Here is a 17,138-nt window from a genome sequence, read left to right on the forward strand (position 1 = left end):
TTGAGTTTGGGTTTTATCGATTTTTCCTTTTTAGATATATTAGATATTATTCTAGTAGCTGCGCTTTTGTATTATACCTATAAATTGTTAAAAGGTACGGTTGCTATAAACATTGTAATCGGAATTGCTTTAATTTTTATTATTTGGAAAATTACTCAAGCATTACATATGGAAATGCTAAGTGGAATATTAGGGTATTTATTATCAGGAGGAGTTATTGCTTTGTTGATTGTCTTTCAGCAAGAAATAAGGAAATTCTTATTAATGATAGGAACTACAAATTTTTCAACAAGAAAGAGTTTTCTGAATCAACTAAAATTTTTGCAGTCAGAGATTAATACAGAAATAGATACAGGAACCATTTTAGAAGCGTCTGTTAATTTATCAAAAACGAAAACGGGAGCGCTAATTGTTATAGAGCGGACAAATAATCTTGATTTTATTGCAACAACTGGAGATAAAATGAATGCCCAAGTAAATATTGCTATTTTGGAAAGTATCTTTTATAAAAATAGTCCTTTACATGATGGAGCAATAATAATTAGAGATAATTATATTGTTGCTACTAGAGTAATTCTGCCAATTACAGAAAACTCGCAAATACCATTACGCTTTGGATTGCGTCATAGAGCGGCAATAGGAATATCAGAAAGAACGGATGCTTTATGTTTGGTAGTCTCTGAAGAAACCGGAGCTATATCTTATATCAAAGACGGTGGATTCGAACTCTTTGATACTTTTGAAGAATTGTCAAAAAAAATACAAGAAGATGTTATGGCATAAAAAAAGGCTCTTTTTTAAAAGAACCTTCTTTATTTTTATTTTTTAGCTATTACTTAGCAGGAGCCATTTTAGCTTGAATAGCGCTCATTACACTATTAAACTTCTTTTTACCCTCATCATCTAAATTTTTAACTAATTCAGCACCTTTAGTTGCTAACTCAACACCTTTTTTAGCAAGGCTAGCGTTTTTCAAAACATCACCTTTAGCAGCAACATAGTCTTTTGCGTAAGTAGCATAATTTTTTAAGTGGTCTTCTACCTCTTTATTATCAAAGCTAGGAATAGTAACCCCGTCTAATGCAGATTCTACCGCTCCAGCAACTTTGTCAACAGCTTCTTCAGTTTTTTCTACAACCTTTGTAGCTGTATCTTCAACAGCTTCAGATACTTTGTCAGCAGCTTTTTCTGTTGCTTCAACTGCAGTTTCTGCTGCACTCTTTGTTTCTTCTTTTGCTTTTTTACATGAAGTTGCCATTAATGAACCAACAACTAAAGCAGATAAGATTACTCTTTTCATGATATTATGATTTTTAGTTTTAAGATTGAATAACAAATGTAGCAATTTGATTCAATGAAACAAATAATGCTAATGTTTTATTAACGTAAAAAGTGAATTATTAATTTTATCATAAAATTTTGAGTGATTTATAATCATTGATTGATTATTTCTCGAAAATAGAATCCAGTTAAAACAAAATTTGCACTGAAGAGGTTCGTTTAGCAAGCTATTTGTTACTCAGCTATTTCTTGAAATTGAGCCTCATATAAATTCTTATAATAACCATCGGAAATTTTAAGAAGCTCATTATGATTTCCTTGTTCTACAATTTGTCCTTTATCCATAACAATGATGGTGTCAGCTTTTTTAATCGTTGCTAATCTATGAGCAATAACAATAGAAGTTCTGTCTTTGGTAATTTGATCAGTTGCAAACTGAATCATTTGCTCAGAGTGAGAGTCAACCGAAGAGGTCGCTTCATCTAAAATTAAAATACTAGGCTTGCTAACATAGGCTCTTAAAAAGGCTATTAGTTGGCGTTGACCTGAAGACAACATGCCCCCTCTTTCTTTTACATTGTAGTTATAATCATTCGGAAGAGTCATAATAAATTCATGAATTCCAATCTGCTTCGCAGCTTGTTTAACTTCCTCCAAAGAAATAGAATCATTATTTAAGGTAATATTATTAAGAATAGTATCTGAAAATAAGAAAACATCTTGAAGAACAATGGCTACTTTACTTCTTAAAGAAGTTACATCATATTCATTTACAGGAATTGAATCAACACAAATTTGACCACTGTCAATTTCGTAAAACATACTAATCAAATTAATAATAGTAGATTTTCCTGCCCCTGTTGCTCCAACAATGGCAATTGTTTGTCCCTTTTGAACATTAAAACTGACTCCTTTTAATACTTCTTCATTTTCTATATAGCTAAATCTAACATCTTTAAAAGATATATTTCCTTCTAAATTATCCGCCGAAGTTGTACCGCTTTTGTCAATAGAACTATCGGTATCAATAACATTAAAAACACGTTCACCAGAAACAATTCCCATTTGAAGTTGATTAAATTTATCTGCAATTTGACGAAGTGGTCTAAAAAGCATCTGAGCCATTTTGATAAATCCGATAATAGCACCAACAGATACGTTACTATCTTCAACAACCTGAAACCCTCCATACCAAACAATTAATCCAATAGCAATAGAGGATAAAATTTCAGCAATAGGAAAGAATATAGAATAATACCATACGGTTTTTACGTGTGCTTTTTTGTGCTTGTTATTAATCTCAACGAAATTTTTGTATTCAATATTTTCACGATTAAATAACTGAACTATTTTCATTCCTGTAACGCGCTCTTGTACAAATCCATTTAGGTTCGCGACCTGATTTCGTACATCTTGAAATGTGGCTTTAATAGCTATTTGAAAGAGTTTTGTGGCATAAATTAAAATGGGTAAAACAGCCAAGGCAATTAAGGCTAGCTTCCAGTTAATGACAAACATTAAGGCAGTCACAACAAACATTTTTAAAATATCACTTACAATCATAAAAACGCCTTGTGTGAAAAAGTTGGCGATTGTTTCAATGTCAGAAACTACTCTTGTAACTAATTTTCCAACGGAGTTTTTATCGAAATATCCCATTTTGAAAGCAATAATTTTTCTAAATGTTTTTGCTCTGATATCTCTAATTATATGCTGTCCAACCCAGTTGGCATAGTAAATAAATGAAAATTGTAATATTACTTGAAAGATTAGTAAAGCAACTAATATCATGGTGTTATTAATAAGTCCAGCAAGATCTTTTGTTTCACTAAAGTCATTAATTGCATGTATTAATACATACGGATCAGCTGCCGCTGCAACCGCTAATAATATGGTTGATAAAGCAGCAATTGTAAACTTTAATTGATACCTTTTTGCAAAACTCATGAGTCTTACAAAAATTTTAAGATCAAATGCTTTTCCTGAATTTGTACTCACTTATATATAATTATATGAAACGTTTGTTAAAAATAAACCTTTTGCGGGAACTGACATCCCTGCATTTCCTCTGTTTTTACTTTCTATGATTTTCCTAAAGTCCTCAACAGTTATTTTTCCTAATCCTACATCTAATAAAGTACCCACAATAGCCCTTACCATATTTCTTAAAAATCGATCGGCAGATATAAAAAATGTAAGTTCGTTTTCTTGAAGTTTCCACTCAGCATTTGTTACTTTACAAATAAAGGTGTTTACATCAGTTTTTACTTTTGAAAAACATTCAAAATCTTCATATTCATACAAGATTTTGGCAGCCTTGTTCATAGCATCGATATGAATGTTTTTATAATGTAATTGCCATGTAGTGTCTAATAAAAAAGGATTCCTCCCTAGCCATATTTTATACTCATAGCTTCTACTCGTTGCATCAAATCTTGCATGAGCCTCCTCATCTACTTTAATCGTATTGTAAATAACAATATCATTTGGTAACATAGTATTGAGTTTATAAGTAAAATTAGCATCCAAATCTTTTGGCGTATCAAAATGAGCATACATTTGTGAAGCATGTACACCGGCGTCAGTTCTTCCAGCTCCTACAATGCTAATATCTTCTTGCAATGCTATACAAATTACTTTGTTTATTTTTTCTTGAACAGAAATTGAATGAGGCTGTACTTGCCAACCATGGTAGTTTTTTCCGTTATATGATAACTCAATAAAATATCTCAAAAACTAAAAAATTTAAACAGCTAAATTATGGAATTTAAGTCGAATAATATCAATGATTTTTTCGGGTGTGCTTCTTCTTTATAATTTACAGTTTTTTAACATGAATTAAAAGGTATTTTTGTTGTTAACTAACTGATTTTTAGTTATATTTGAATAAGTAGAGAAACGTCCCCCGTATTTCTGTCACTTAATAGAATAAACTCGCAATTTACATTGCGAGTTTATTTTTTTTCGATGGTGTTTATAGATGTTAATATCGTTTGCGAATTGAAATTAACGTGAGTTCGATATAAGAAAATCAATGTCAGTTTGAGTGTTTTTCCAAGAAAAATGTATCGAAAACAATTGATTTTGGACATTAAAAAGCTATTCTCGATACAAAAATCCTACGATTTTCACTCGAATTGACACTTTTTAAGTTTAATAATCCTTACATCGAACTCACGTTAAATTACTCTAGTAGCCCCACTTTCTTTTTCTTGTGCAGTAACTTCAAATTATAACCTGCATAAATTATTTTAAATAGTAGGAATGTCACCTCGATCGGAGTATAGAGGTCGTTTTTTGCTGTGGACTAATAAGAGTAGGTACAGACTGTGCTCGATCCGATATTAAGGGCATGTTTAATCCATTTTTCTGAAAAGGAAAATATAAATGTATAATTCTTCTACAGCATAATATTGGTTAACCGATGGCTTTGTTATATTTGAGCCTAATTAAAGATGATAAGTTCGAATACATGAAGAAAATTTTATTGTTATCTGATACGCATAGTTTTATAGATGATCAGATCTTAAAATATGTAGATATGGCTGATGAGGTTTGGCATGCAGGTGATATTGGTGATTTACAGGTGACTGATACGATAAAAAAGCACAGGCCTTTACGTGCTGTTTACGGAAATATAGACGATAAAGATGCTAGAGTTGAGTTTAAAGAAAACGAGCTTTTTGAGCTAGAAGGGGCACGTGTTTTTATGACTCATATTGGCGGGTATCCAGGGAAATACAAACCAAGAGTACGCGATATATTTGCTTCAGAAAAGCCTACGATTTTTATTTGCGGACATTCTCATATATTAAAAGTTCAGTATGATGAGAAATACAACGCATTACATTTAAACCCAGGGGCGGCTGGAAAACATGGATTCCATAAAGTAAGAACCATGTTACGATTTGAATTAAGTAACGGTGGTATAAAAAATTTAGAAATCATTGAACTTGCTAAACGAAGCTAGTTTGTGATTTGATTAGAACTGGTACTGAAAAAGTAATTTTAGAACCTTGATTAACTCCTGATTCAACTAAAAAGTTACCATTCATCATTTGAATTCTAGCTTCTATTTGGTTTAAGCCTAAACCATCAGAACCACTATTACTGACTTTGTAATTAAATCCGATACCGTCATCTTCTATACGAACAGAAAGAAAATTGTTTTTCTCCTCAATTATAAGATAGGCGTTAGCAGCTTTACTGTGCTTAATAATATTATTAACAAGCTCGTGGATTACGTTATACAATTTAATTTCAAACTCCTGACTATAACGATGTACATTGCTAATTTCTGTATGAAATTCTAACTCGCGATTAGAGTACTTTTTTGCGATATCTTTTATTGCATACTCCAAACCAAACTTTAAAAGGATGGAAGAAACTAAATTATGCGAAAGATCTCTCACTTTTTCAGAAGCTTCCAAAATTATATCTTGAGTTTTTTCTAGTTCAACAGGTGTAGTTCCATTAAACTGCTTTTTAGTGGCACGAAGATGCATATTGGCAGAGGATAGCAAGGCACTTACGCTATCATGTAAGGTTTCTGCAATTTGCTTCCGCTCGGTTTCCTTACCGTCAATAGTAGCATTTAAAATTTTAACTTGCGCTTCCGATTTTAAATGGTCAATTTTTTGTTTTTCAACAAGCTTACTTTGTTCTAATTTCAGTTTAAGGTTTCTTTGGCGAAGTTTAATATTATATATAATAACGGCAGAAACAATTACAATTAATATAGTTAGACCACCTAAAAGTTTATCCGTAGAATCTTTCTTAATTTTAGCAATTTCTACTTCTTTATCACTTTCTAGTTTTTTTAATGATTCAAAGTGTTTTAATTCAGTTTGTTTAATTCTTTTTTTCGTTTCATTTGCTTCGAGATTCTTTAAAAGTTCATTAGAAATCTCAAGATTATCATAAGCTTTGTAATCTTTCAGGTTTCTCATGGCCCAAGCAATATTGTAATACAGAGCATATTTTAATTCAACCGCATGTTGGGTTTTTAAATTTTTAATCGCATCAAGCGCAAAGTAATAACGTTTTTTAGCATTTTCAAAATCGCCTTTGTATAGAAAAATACTGGCAAAGTTTGTGTGGGCTTTGGCTAGATTAAGTTTGTCATTACTTTGCTTATAAATATTAATAGCATTGTTGGCAAAATTTTTGGCTTCGGAGTATAAAGAGTCAGAGAGGTATAATGCAGATAATGTAATATATGATTTCCCTTTAATGTCTATTACGTCATTATTCAATGAGGGCGTTCTTTCTAGTTGATTAAAGAAATAGATAGCACTGTCCCTATAGCTTTTAATGGTTTCAATGGTCTTTTTCTGAATTTCTTTCTCAGCTCCTCCCAAACTTTCAATTTTCTCTTTTAGCTCTTTTAGTTCATGGGTTTTTAAGTCAGAATTATTATAGAGTTGAACATAAGCATTACCAAGTCTAAAATATAACCTTGGCTTATTCTTAGTCAAAAAAATACTAGAGGAGTTGTCATTTTGTAACAAATTATCATGTATGTCCCTTGAGGAGGTATTCAATAATCGACGATAATATTGCACCGCTCTTTCGTATTGTCTACTTTCAAAAAAGATTCTGCCAATTAAAAGGCATGAGGAGAATTGAATCTCCTCATACTTATTGTTTTTTGATTGAGTGTATACATCTAATGCAATATCTAGAGCCTCTTCAAAATTAGATTTTCTGAATAAGCTTCGCGCTTTACTTAGTTTTTGTTTTGTAGAAATAGAATCATTTTTTGTTTGATCTTCAACGTTCTGGGTAAAAGAAATATTACAGTGATTTATTCTTTCCTTGTTAAAGCTATAACAAAATAAAAATTGATTATTTAAAATTATAAATGTAAAAATATAAAAAACGGATCTCCTCATATAATAAATAAAGAACTATTTTATTGAAAATAATTGCTTAATAAATTGAAGGTGAGTCTCCAAGAGAACCAACTACTAATATTGGCTTTTTTGACATTGACACCTTGTTCGATCTCCCTGAATATTTATGATTAACAAAATCTATTTTTAAAATTTTATTAGTTGAAACATTTAGAGTTCTTGAAAACCTCTTGTTTTTAGTTTTACCCGATTCCAAATGAATCTCATAGGTCTCACTTTCATCGTCATATACAAAATCCGTTGTTACATTATTGTTCACCTCAAAGTCTAAAGTAAAAGTACCATCAATATTTTTTGTAATGCTGTAATCATATAGAAATTCAGTTACACCACGTCCTGATTTGTTGATACCATCATCTTCAATCGAAATATACGATTTTTTCCCGTTTTTGGCTTCAAGTATGTTTACTTTTAACAAGTTGTTGTCTAAAGTAAATTGAGTTCCCTGTCTGCTAACAGTAACTTGGTTTCCTTCAGATAAAACAACCTCATTTGAATTGTCTGCGTTTTTGTACGTGTCGATTTGCGTATTTTTGGCAACATCGAAGTCCATATAATACGAACCATCGGCATTTCTTTTTAAAGTATAGGACTTTAATTGAGACGCTTCTGCATTGTCAATATTTTGCAACGTGTTGATGTCCCCTTCGTTAGATGAACAAGATGCTAATAATACGATACTGATTGTTGCGAAAAATAAATTGATTTTTTTCATGATTTCTGCGTTTAAGTAATTTAAGGAATATTTAAAGGTTTAATATTTAAGAGTAAAAAAAAGGCGATGCACTTAGTATAGACAGATGGAGATACGGGGGACGTTTCTCAAAGTTAGGGGATAAAGAAAACAAAATGAAGGGGTTTTCTAAACTATGTTATTTTTTTAATAACGCGCACATCGCCAGGTAATGATTTTAATATTTTAATTGTTGTAGTTCTTAGCGATGTATTTCATTAGGAATTATAGGATGGGGGGGAGTATTTTCTTTGGGGGCAAAGAAAAACAGAATGAAAGGATTATACTATCTTATTCCTAACTGCGTACATCGCTAAACCTACTACATTTTTTACTTTCAGTTTTTTGTAAAGGTTTCTGCGATACGATTCTACAGTTTTTACACTAATGCTTAACGTATCCGCTATTTCAGATGAACTTCTCTCTTGTGCTATTAATTTTAGCACTTCGATTTCTCTATCGGTTAAATCTTTATGCGATTCTTCTTTATCATTATCTTTTTTGGAACTCGCAACATAAAGGTTAAACAATTTACTTTTAATGTCTTCATTAAAGTATTGTAATCCTTTATCTACTGCTCTAATGGCGTCAACGATGTATTCACTGGCACAGCTTTTTTCTAAAAAGCCATTTGCACCCAACGCGATCATTTCTTGTACTAATTTTGGATCGCTTAAACTCGATAGTATAATTGTTTTAATTCTTACGTCTCTCTGCTTAAAGACTTTTAAAACATCTATTCCATCCATTTCAGGCATGTTAATATCTAGTACTAACACATCTGCGGTGTTTGTTGCTGACCAGTTGATTACCTCTTTACCCGTTAGAGAGAAGCCTTCAACTTCAATGTCATCTTCAATATTTATTAGAGCCATCACTCCTTCTATAAGGATTTTGTGATCATCGGCTATATGAACTTTAATCTTTGTACTCATTGTTTACATATACAAATTTAGGTGACAACTAGTTAATCCACAATACTCAAAATCCCTAAACCCATTTTAAGGGTTTGTACTAAATCTATCAGGGTTAACCCTTAATTTTTCTTTAACATTTGGGGGTAATGCTTTGCTTTTTAGTAGTTTAAGTCGTTAATATTTTGGTTATAGCTGGGGAAATTAATAATGTAAATTTAAGAGAAAATAGTTAATTAACCTTCTTAGAAGGCTATTATTTAACTATTTGCGAATATTGCAAACTCTTATATAAAACAAAAACCGAGAATTAATTCTCGGTTTTCTCGCACTAAATATACTAAGATGTTAGGTTTATCGCAATCTGTCTACTGATTTTACAAGATCCTCATCCTTTTTAATGGCCTTGTTTGCTAAAACAATAAGCAAAATAACCAAAATTGGAATAATCATCCCAATACCTTTCTCAGAAACAGCTGTTTCTCCAGATAATGTTAGCGACAAATAAATCAATAATCCTAATAAAAAAAGATTAATCAAAATTGCAATCCGACCTACAACAAATTGTAGCTTCCTATTATTATATAGAAATATGGTGATCAATGACACCAAAGCCGAAATTAAAAAACACACAGGAATTAAGTTTTCAAGAATACTATTACTCGAAAACATATCGAATACATATATAGGTGTATTTTCCTTGGTTTGAGTCCATAGACTTATAATAAGAGGCAATGCCCCTGATAGTAAGGAAGCTATTAATAGATATATGCTCTGTATTCGCTGTATCATGTTTTTTTCTTGGAAGGCAAAAATAATACTTCTTTTTTTAAAAAGAAATATTACAAGTTAAATTATTTGTATATATTTGCCTTGTAAGTAACCGCACTTTTAACTGTTATACACTTCATATAACAAAGCAATCAAGCAAAACAAATTAATAAATATAAATTCTTTGGAAGTGGGAATTTTTAACCTAATATTTTAACGAATGTTCGAGATTTCGGAATTAAAAGCTAAGAAATTAACTGATTTACAGTCTATAGCTAAAACTATTGGTTTAACTAGAATTAGTCAGTTGAAAAAATTAGATTTAGTTTATAAAATTTTAGATGCTCAGGCTGAAGCTGAAAATAAAGAAGAAAAAAAACCAGCTCCCAAAAAAGCATCAACAGAGGTTGCTACAAAAGAGAAGCCTAAGAGAAGAAGGATATCAAAGAAAGCAGGAGAGGCTGCAACTCAATCTGAAAAAGAAATTGTAAAAGATAAAAAAGAAGCCACGGAGGATAAAAAAGTTGCTACTAGAACTGTAAAGCAGGAGGATACTCGAAAGAAAGAGGCTCCAGTAGTTAAAACTCCGAACAATGGAGCAGAAGAAGCGGTAAAGAAAGAAGTTGTAAAGAAAGAGGTTGTAAAGAAGGAAGCTGTAAAGAAAGAAGTTACAGAAGATAAGAGAACTCAAAGCAACCAGAGCAATACTAATTCGAACAGCAACAGCAGTAATAATAACAATAATAGAAGACCTGCTAAAAACCACCAGAACGGACATAACCAGAACAATAATCAAAACCACAGCAAGAATAAGCATCATCAAAACAAGAATAAAAATCAACATCAGCATAAAAGCGGTAATAAGTACCGTGATCCTGATTTTGAATTTGATGGAATTATAGAGAGCGAAGGTGTGTTAGAAATGATGCCTGATGGATATGGTTTTTTAAGGTCGTCAGACTATAATTATTTATCATCTCCAGATGATATTTATGTATCTCAATCGCAAATAAAATTATTTGGATTAAAAACTGGAGATACTGTAAGAGGAAATGTTCGTCCACCAAAAGAGGGAGAGAAATATTTCCCTTTAATTAGAGTGTCAAAGATTAATGGACTAAATCCTAACATTGTTAGAGATAGAGTTTCATTTGAACATTTAACACCTCTTTTTGCAAACGAGAAGTTCAATTTAGCTGAAAGAGGAAGTTCTCTATCAACGCGAATTATCGATTTATTCTCTCCTATAGGAAAAGGACAGCGTGGTATGATTGTAGCACAACCAAAAACTGGTAAAACCATGTTGTTAAAGGATGTTGCAAATGCAATTGCAGCCAATCATCCGGAAGTTTACCAATTAGTTTTGTTAATTGATGAGCGTCCTGAAGAGGTTACTGATATGCAAAGAAGTGTAAGAGGAGAGGTTGTTGCTTCTACTTTTGATGAACCAGCTGATAAGCATGTAAGAGTAGCAAATATTGTTTTAGAAAAAGCAAAGCGTTTAGTTGAATGTGGTCATGATGTAGTAATCTTGTTAGATTCTATTACTCGTTTAGCAAGAGCGTATAATACCGTAGCTCCGGCATCTGGTAAAATATTATCAGGAGGTATTGATGCGAACGCATTGCATAAACCAAAACGATTCTTTGGAGCTGCACGTAATATAGAAAATGGAGGTTCCTTAACTATTATTGCGACTGCCTTAACTGAAACTGGTTCAAAAATGGATGAAGTTATTTTTGAAGAATTTAAAGGTACTGGTAATATGGAGCTTCAATTAGAGCGTAATATTGCAAATAGAAGAATTTATCCTGCTATTGATTTAATTAAATCTAGTACGCGTCGTGATGATTTATTACTAGACGAAAAAACAGTACAACGTATGTGGGTGCTGCGTAAATACTTAGCAGATATGAATCCAATAGAGGCTATGGAATTTATTCAACAAAGAATTAAAACTTCTTTGAATAATGATGAGTTCTTAATTTCAATGAATGGATAAGTCAAATAATATTTAAAAATGAAGCCTGCTTAATAAGCAGGCTTTTTTTATGCTGGATATATAATTTTATTTAAAGGAACATCAAGTTTGTTGATATCCGTTATAGATTCAATGGGAGGGTAGAAATTAAGTCCTATGGTAGTAATATCTTTTCTGCAGGAAGCTAAAAATCGGTCGTAAAAACCTTTACCGTATCCAACGCGATAATTCTTTTTATCGGCCACTAATAGAGGTACAAATACTAAATCTATATTTTTAACTTCTACTTGTTGGGCATTAATAGGCTCTGGAATTCCATAATTGTTTTCAATTAATTTAGTATTCTCCGTTAATATATAATGTTGTAATGTATTGTTTTCAAAATTACTTTTACTAACAATAACTGTTTTGTTATGCTTATGCAAAAAATCAACAATCGGATAGGTATTAATTTCTTTATGCCTTGTTATTGAAAGGAAAATATGAATGTTCTGAATTTTGGAAAAGTCTAAATCATAAATTTGATCATAAATTGATTTTTGAAAGAGGTCAATTTCTGTTTTTGATAATTCCGTTCGTTTTTGCTTATATAGTTTCCTAGCGTCTTTTTTATTCACGATTATAATAGCTTTAATTCTTCTTTTAGTTTTTTAGTAAGCCCTTTTACAACAAGGTCATAGGAGTGGTCAATTAGTTCAAAAGCAAATTTATCTGAAACATCGTCATTTATAGTAATGGTATTCCAATGCTTTTTATTCATATGGTAACCAGGATTGATACTGTTGTATTCTCCTCTTAGTTCCTCGGCCCATTCAGGATCACATTTTAAGTTGATTTGAGTGTCTCCATTTTCCCATTTTTCCAATCCAATAAGTGCAAACATTTTTCCCATTACTTTAAAAACGAGTGTTACTTTATCAAAAGGAAACTCTTCTGATACTCCTTTTTTAGAAATACAGTACTGATGTAGTTGTTCAATATTCATGATTTTTTTATTAGTTTAATTACAAATAAACCTAAAGACATTAAGGAGACTAAAAATAAAAAATATTTTATAATATTTACGGTTATAAAAAAGCCTAGTCCACCTGAAATATCACTATTATCAAACTGTAATTGCCAAGTTTTTATTGATTGAGAGTTTTTTATCCAAACGAATAGAAGTCCAGAAAAGATAGAGGTGATTACTAATTTTATTTTTGGCTTGTTAACCATTTCTATTATTCTAGAAGGTGGTTATTTCCAGAAGGCAGTTCTAAAGAAGAATAATCAAGTTTCCAGCCAATAGTTTCTACTAGGTTTGTCATTAAAATGATAGCATCTAAAGCTTCTTGATTGGCTGTTTGCATTAAATTACTTTCTGGTACTTTCTGAAGAATATGTTCTTTAGCCTCTTTGTTTACTGAGGTCAGATCTTCAGAACTGAACTTGTTTAAAAATCCATTTTGAATATCATAAAAACGAATGTTTGGTTCAATAGAAAAAATTTCTGCTTCTGGGAATTCAGATAAAACAATGCTTTTTGTTTTATTATTAGCTTGCATTTTTATTTTTCTAAAATCAAAACCAATATGAACTTTGGCGTTAATTAGGATGATCGCTTTTTTCTTACTGGTAAAAAGTCCCATAAACTTTTCTTTTGAGTTTTCATGATGATAAATTTCAGCGAATTCACCTTCAACTGTAATAAGTTTTGATACTTTTTTAATTTTATCTAATAAAACAACTGATTGTTTTTCGGTCAAATTCTTTTTAGTTCGATAAGAGAACTTTTTGAATATAAAATATGATATGATAGCTCCAGAGGCTAATCCTAAAAAGAGTAATTCCATGAAGACGAAGTTACTAAAAATAAAAAAAGACTATAAAATTAAGTCTGTATTTTTTCAGAGAGAAAGTGTTTAGGCTAATTTTAGCCTTTAGAAGTTAAAACTTTAAGAAGAGTTTATAATAAACGGGTGATTTCTCGAAGCTTACGTTGGACTAGTTGACTTAAACGATATTTTTTAGGTTTAGGTTTAGAGAAAAAGTTGTGCTTTCATTTATTGTAGAACTTACTTCGATGTTTCCATGATACTTATTAATAATTTCTTTTACAATATATAATCCTAATCCAGAACCTTGAGTTCCCGTTGATGATTTTCCTCTTTTTAGTTGTTTGAATATGTTTTCAAAATCTTTTTCTGGAATTCCTTTACCGTTGTCCTTTACAGTAATTGAGAAAGCATTTTTTTTCTTTGACAAAATAGTAATATCTATTTTAGGAGGAATATCTTTTTTAGCATAGGTTAAGGCATTTTCCATCAAATTTTGCAATATTCTAGAGAAATCGGTTTTATCCATCGTTACTTCAAAATCCTGGATTTCATGATTTATAAAAGCATTTGTTTTTTCGACTAGATGACTTAAGTTAAACAGTACATTATTAAAAGAATCTTTTATATTGAAAGTCGTGTAAGATTTTCGTTTATGAATTCTATTAATTTCCGTTAATCCATTAATTAAGTCTAATAGATTGTTTGAGTTTTCTGAAATGTAATTTAAATACTTATCAAGGTCTTCTTCCTTATTTTCTATAAGGTCACTGGCAATCATTTTTAGGGTAACAACAGGGCTTCTTAAATCATGAATTAAATTGGCAGTTAAAGATTTTAGGTTTTTGTATTGATCGGTAGATTCCTGAAATGTTTTAAGGTTGTTGGTGATTTTAAATAATAAGATTTGTAAATCAAAAGGTTTCGTGATAAAATCAACAACCCCCAATTTCCAAAGCTTCATATGGCTATGATTTTCTTCAAGAGCACTCATTACAATAATGGGAATGCCTTTGAATTCAGGTATGGTTTTTATAGTTTCAATGAATTCAATTCCATTCATAACCGGCATCATAATATCTGTAACAATAATATCCGGTCTTTTCTTTTTTAAAGTTTTTAAAGCTTCCTTACCATTAAATGCGGATATAGTTTTGAAATGGTTGGTTAATTCCGAGTTAATAACATTGTTCAGGTCTGGGTTGTCTTCAATCAATAAAACAGTAGGTGTGTTTTCTGTATGAATTACATCTGGTTTTGTAAGGGTGATGTTGTTCTCGGGAATAGGATTTACAAGAGTATTATTTGGGGTGATGTTGTAGTTAGCATACTTGAGGTTTTTGGAAATTTCAACTTTCGAATTATTAGGGAAAGTAATGCAAAATTCACTTCCTTTTTTTAATTCACTTTTTACCTGAATATTTCCCTTTACTAATTCCACTAACTGCTTGGTTAGTGCTAAGCCTAAACCGCCAGTCGATGCTCTGTCTTCATGTAAAGGAGCTCTGTAATAACGTTCAAAAATATAAGGAATTTCTTTAGTGTCTATTCCAATGCCATTGTCTTTTACAATTAAACTCCAATAGGTGTCTTTAAACTCAATAATAATTTTGACTAGCCCACCGTTTTGAGTAAACTTAATAGCGTTAAACACTAAGTTGATAATTATTTTTCTGAGTATTTTTTCATCCAAAGAAATCATTACAACCGAAGACGGGGCTTTTAGTTTGAGTTGTATGTTTTTCGATTCCGCAAATGATTGAACCTGCTCCAATAATTGTTTCGTTAACCCAGCAACATCTATAGGTTTAATATTGAGATTTATTTTCTTTTCACTCAGTTTAGAAATATCCAACATCTGATTCGTTAGATCAATTAAATGATTGGTGTTTTTTAATAAAAGCTTTGAATTAGCAATGTCATTTGTTTTTTCGATTGAAGTTTTTAAAACTGTTAGAGGTGTTCTGAATTCATGAGAAATGTTGGCGAATAGGTTGTCTCGAGTTTTTCTATATTCTTGCTCTTGATCTACAATTTGTTTGTTTTTCTTAGCTAATTCTTGTTGTTGACTGGCTAGTTTTTTGTTTTTAATACTATTTTTTCTTGCAGAGAGTAAGCTTACGAATAGAAATAGTGTAATTAAGATAGCTATACCTATAAAATAATTACGAGAGATGATTTGTTGAGACTTTTGTTCGTTTTCTAATTTTTGAATGTCTAGTTCACGAACACTTTGCATATTGATAAGCATGGAGTCGATTACCGCTTGGTTGGTTTGCTTTATTTGGGTTTTACTTAAGGAATATTTAAGTTTATCATATTCTAAGGCTTTTTTATAGCTCTCTTTTTTTTCATGTATGGCGGTTAAAAGTTCAGTTCCTTTAATTCTATCATTTAAATTGTTTGCATTTAAAGTTTTTAGAGCGTGAGATTCAGCAATTTTTAAACTGTCAAATCTTAAATAGCATTCACTTAAACCTAAATAGAAAGAGGAAAAATCTCCTGTAGAACTCAATTCCTTCCTAATAAAAAGGCCTTGTTTATACTTTTCTATTGCTTTTTCGCAGTTTCCTTTTACTTTGTCAAGGTTTGCAAGGTTATATAGAGTCGAAGAGATTCCATTTTTATCTCCTAGCTCTTTTCTTATAGCTAAGCTTTGTTGATAAACTTTAACGGCTTCATCATAGTTTTTTTGATTATAATAGGTGCTTCCTAATCTATTCAGGCAGTAAGCCATTCCTCCTTTTCGCCCCAATTTCTCAAAAATAGCTAAACTTTCCTTGAAAAGATTGATAGCTTCTTTATGATTCCCCTGAATTCCATAGATGCTACCTAAATTATTTAGGTTTATCGCTACACCTTTTTTGTTGTCTAGTTCATTGTTAATTGTTAAGCTTTTTTTGAAAAGATTGATGGCTTCTTTATAGTTCCCTTTTTCTCGATATATATTGCCTAAATTGTTTAAAGTTATTGCAATTCCTCTTTTGTCTCTTAGTTCCTTTCTTAAAGTTAAAATTTGTTGATAAAGATTAATAGCCTCTTTATAATTTCCTTGGTTTTTATAGATCTGAGTTATACTGGTGAGTATAATAGCAATGTTATTTTTGTGTCCAAGTTCTCTATTAATAATTAAACTTTGTTCGCAAAATTGGAGAGCTTTTTCATAATCTCCCTGATTTGTATAAATTAACCCTAAGCTCAGTAATATTCTACCTGTTATAAGTTTGTATCCTTTTTTTTTACTAATAGTTAAACCTTGCTCGCATAATTCGATTGCCTTTTTATAATTTCCCCTTTGCTTGTTGAAAATTCCTAGAGAGTTTAACAAATCTGCTTCTATTTTCTTATGACCAAGATTTCTACTTTGTTCAAGATAAATAGCGCCTTTCTTTAAGCCTTCTTTATAAACCCCTTGTCTACTTAATAAGTATATCTCAATAGCATGTGCTTCAAGTAGTTTTTTTTTATCTCCTTTTTTAAGAGCTAATGAAATACTGAGCTTGTTAATTATTTTACTACTATCTATGTTATGGTTATAATATTCATGGGTGAGTTCATTTAATACATCTATCTTTTTGTTAATTTCAGGAGTTGTATTATAAATACTCCACAAGCTATCTATTACAGGTCTGTTTTGTGAAAACCCTACACTAATACAACAAAAAAGGATGATGAGAATGTAATAATATTTAGTTTGTAGCATGATGAAAATGGGTAAGTTTTTTTAAC

General features: G+C 30.9%; 14 protein-coding genes. 3 read left to right on the forward strand and 11 right to left on the reverse strand.

Features of this window, described 5'->3' with window-relative positions:
* Positions 1-783 (forward strand): diadenylate cyclase CdaA, encoded by a 783-nt coding sequence (cdaA, locus tag BLW23_RS07530; RefSeq protein WP_093668637.1) that lies wholly within the window; start codon positions 1-3, stop codon positions 781-783.
* Between the two features lie 49 nt (positions 784-832).
* Here cdaA and BLW23_RS07535 read toward each other — a convergent pair whose 3' ends face one another.
* From BLW23_RS07535 to truA, 3 genes are all read right to left on the reverse strand, one after another.
* A complete protein-coding gene (locus BLW23_RS07535; RefSeq protein WP_093668638.1) occupies positions 833-1,300 on the reverse strand; it encodes a hypothetical protein in 468 nt (155 codons plus the stop codon).
* A 215-nt stretch (positions 1,301-1,515) separates the two neighbouring features.
* On the reverse strand, positions 1,516-3,279 hold the full coding sequence (locus BLW23_RS07540) for an ABC transporter ATP-binding protein (RefSeq protein ID WP_093668639.1): 1,764 nt from the start codon (positions 3,277-3,279) through the stop codon (positions 1,516-1,518).
* A complete protein-coding gene (gene truA / locus BLW23_RS07545) occupies positions 3,280-4,014 on the reverse strand; it encodes a tRNA pseudouridine(38-40) synthase TruA (RefSeq protein ID WP_093668640.1) in 735 nt (244 codons plus the stop codon).
* A gap of 739 nt (positions 4,015-4,753) precedes the next feature.
* On the opposite strand from truA, the gene BLW23_RS07550 reads away from it, so the two are divergent.
* A complete protein-coding gene (locus BLW23_RS07550) occupies positions 4,754-5,251 on the forward strand; it encodes a metallophosphoesterase family protein (protein ID WP_093668641.1) in 498 nt (165 codons plus the stop codon).
* On the opposite strand, the gene BLW23_RS07555 is transcribed toward BLW23_RS07550, so the two are convergent.
* From BLW23_RS07555 to BLW23_RS07570, 4 genes are all read right to left on the reverse strand, one after another.
* The gene (locus BLW23_RS07555) at positions 5,238-7,175 is read right to left on the reverse strand and encodes an ATP-binding protein (RefSeq protein ID WP_093668642.1); all 1,938 of its coding nucleotides are present in this window, start codon (positions 7,173-7,175) and stop codon (positions 5,238-5,240) included. The two genes, BLW23_RS07550 and BLW23_RS07555, sit on opposite strands and share 14 nt — an antisense overlap.
* A 37-nt stretch (positions 7,176-7,212) precedes the next feature.
* Positions 7,213-7,911, reverse strand: coding sequence for a hypothetical protein (locus BLW23_RS07560; protein WP_093668643.1), 699 nt, complete (start codon positions 7,909-7,911; stop codon positions 7,213-7,215).
* A 299-nt stretch (positions 7,912-8,210) separates the two neighbouring features.
* Positions 8,211-8,864: a response regulator gene (locus BLW23_RS07565; RefSeq protein WP_093668644.1), complete on the reverse strand. Its 654-nt coding sequence runs from the start codon at positions 8,862-8,864 to the stop codon at positions 8,211-8,213.
* Positions 8,865-9,197: 333 nt separating this feature from the next.
* Entirely contained in the window at positions 9,198-9,635 is a 438-nt protein-coding gene (locus BLW23_RS07570) for a DUF4293 family protein (protein WP_093668645.1), read from the reverse strand.
* A gap of 199 nt (positions 9,636-9,834) precedes the next feature.
* Here BLW23_RS07570 and rho point away from each other — a divergent pair, with 199 nt between their 5' ends.
* A complete protein-coding gene (gene rho, locus BLW23_RS07575) occupies positions 9,835-11,616 on the forward strand; it encodes a transcription termination factor Rho (RefSeq protein ID WP_093668646.1) in 1,782 nt (593 codons plus the stop codon).
* Between the two features lie 47 nt (positions 11,617-11,663).
* Here the strand turns inward: rho and BLW23_RS07580 are convergent, their stop codons facing one another.
* The 4 genes from BLW23_RS07580 to BLW23_RS07600 form a co-directional block, all read right to left on the reverse strand.
* Positions 11,664-12,212 (reverse strand): 5-formyltetrahydrofolate cyclo-ligase, encoded by a 549-nt coding sequence (locus BLW23_RS07580; RefSeq protein WP_093668647.1) that lies wholly within the window; start codon positions 12,210-12,212, stop codon positions 11,664-11,666.
* 2 nt (positions 12,213-12,214) lie between these two features.
* Positions 12,215-12,580, reverse strand: a complete 366-nt coding sequence (locus BLW23_RS07585) for an MmcQ/YjbR family DNA-binding protein (protein WP_093668648.1) — start codon at positions 12,578-12,580, stop codon at positions 12,215-12,217.
* 235 nt (positions 12,581-12,815) lie between these two features.
* Complete coding sequence (locus tag BLW23_RS07595) at positions 12,816-13,427, reverse strand: DUF4230 domain-containing protein (RefSeq protein ID WP_093668650.1); 612 nt, start codon at positions 13,425-13,427, stop codon at positions 12,816-12,818.
* 160 nt (positions 13,428-13,587) lie between these two features.
* The gene (locus tag BLW23_RS07600) at positions 13,588-17,112 is read right to left on the reverse strand and encodes a tetratricopeptide repeat protein (RefSeq protein ID WP_093668651.1); all 3,525 of its coding nucleotides are present in this window, start codon (positions 17,110-17,112) and stop codon (positions 13,588-13,590) included.
* Positions 17,113-17,138 lie beyond the last annotated feature (26 nt).

Source organism: Tenacibaculum sp. MAR_2009_124 (genome assembly GCF_900105455.1).
In the GTDB taxonomy this organism is placed as follows: domain Bacteria; phylum Bacteroidota; class Bacteroidia; order Flavobacteriales; family Flavobacteriaceae; genus Polaribacter.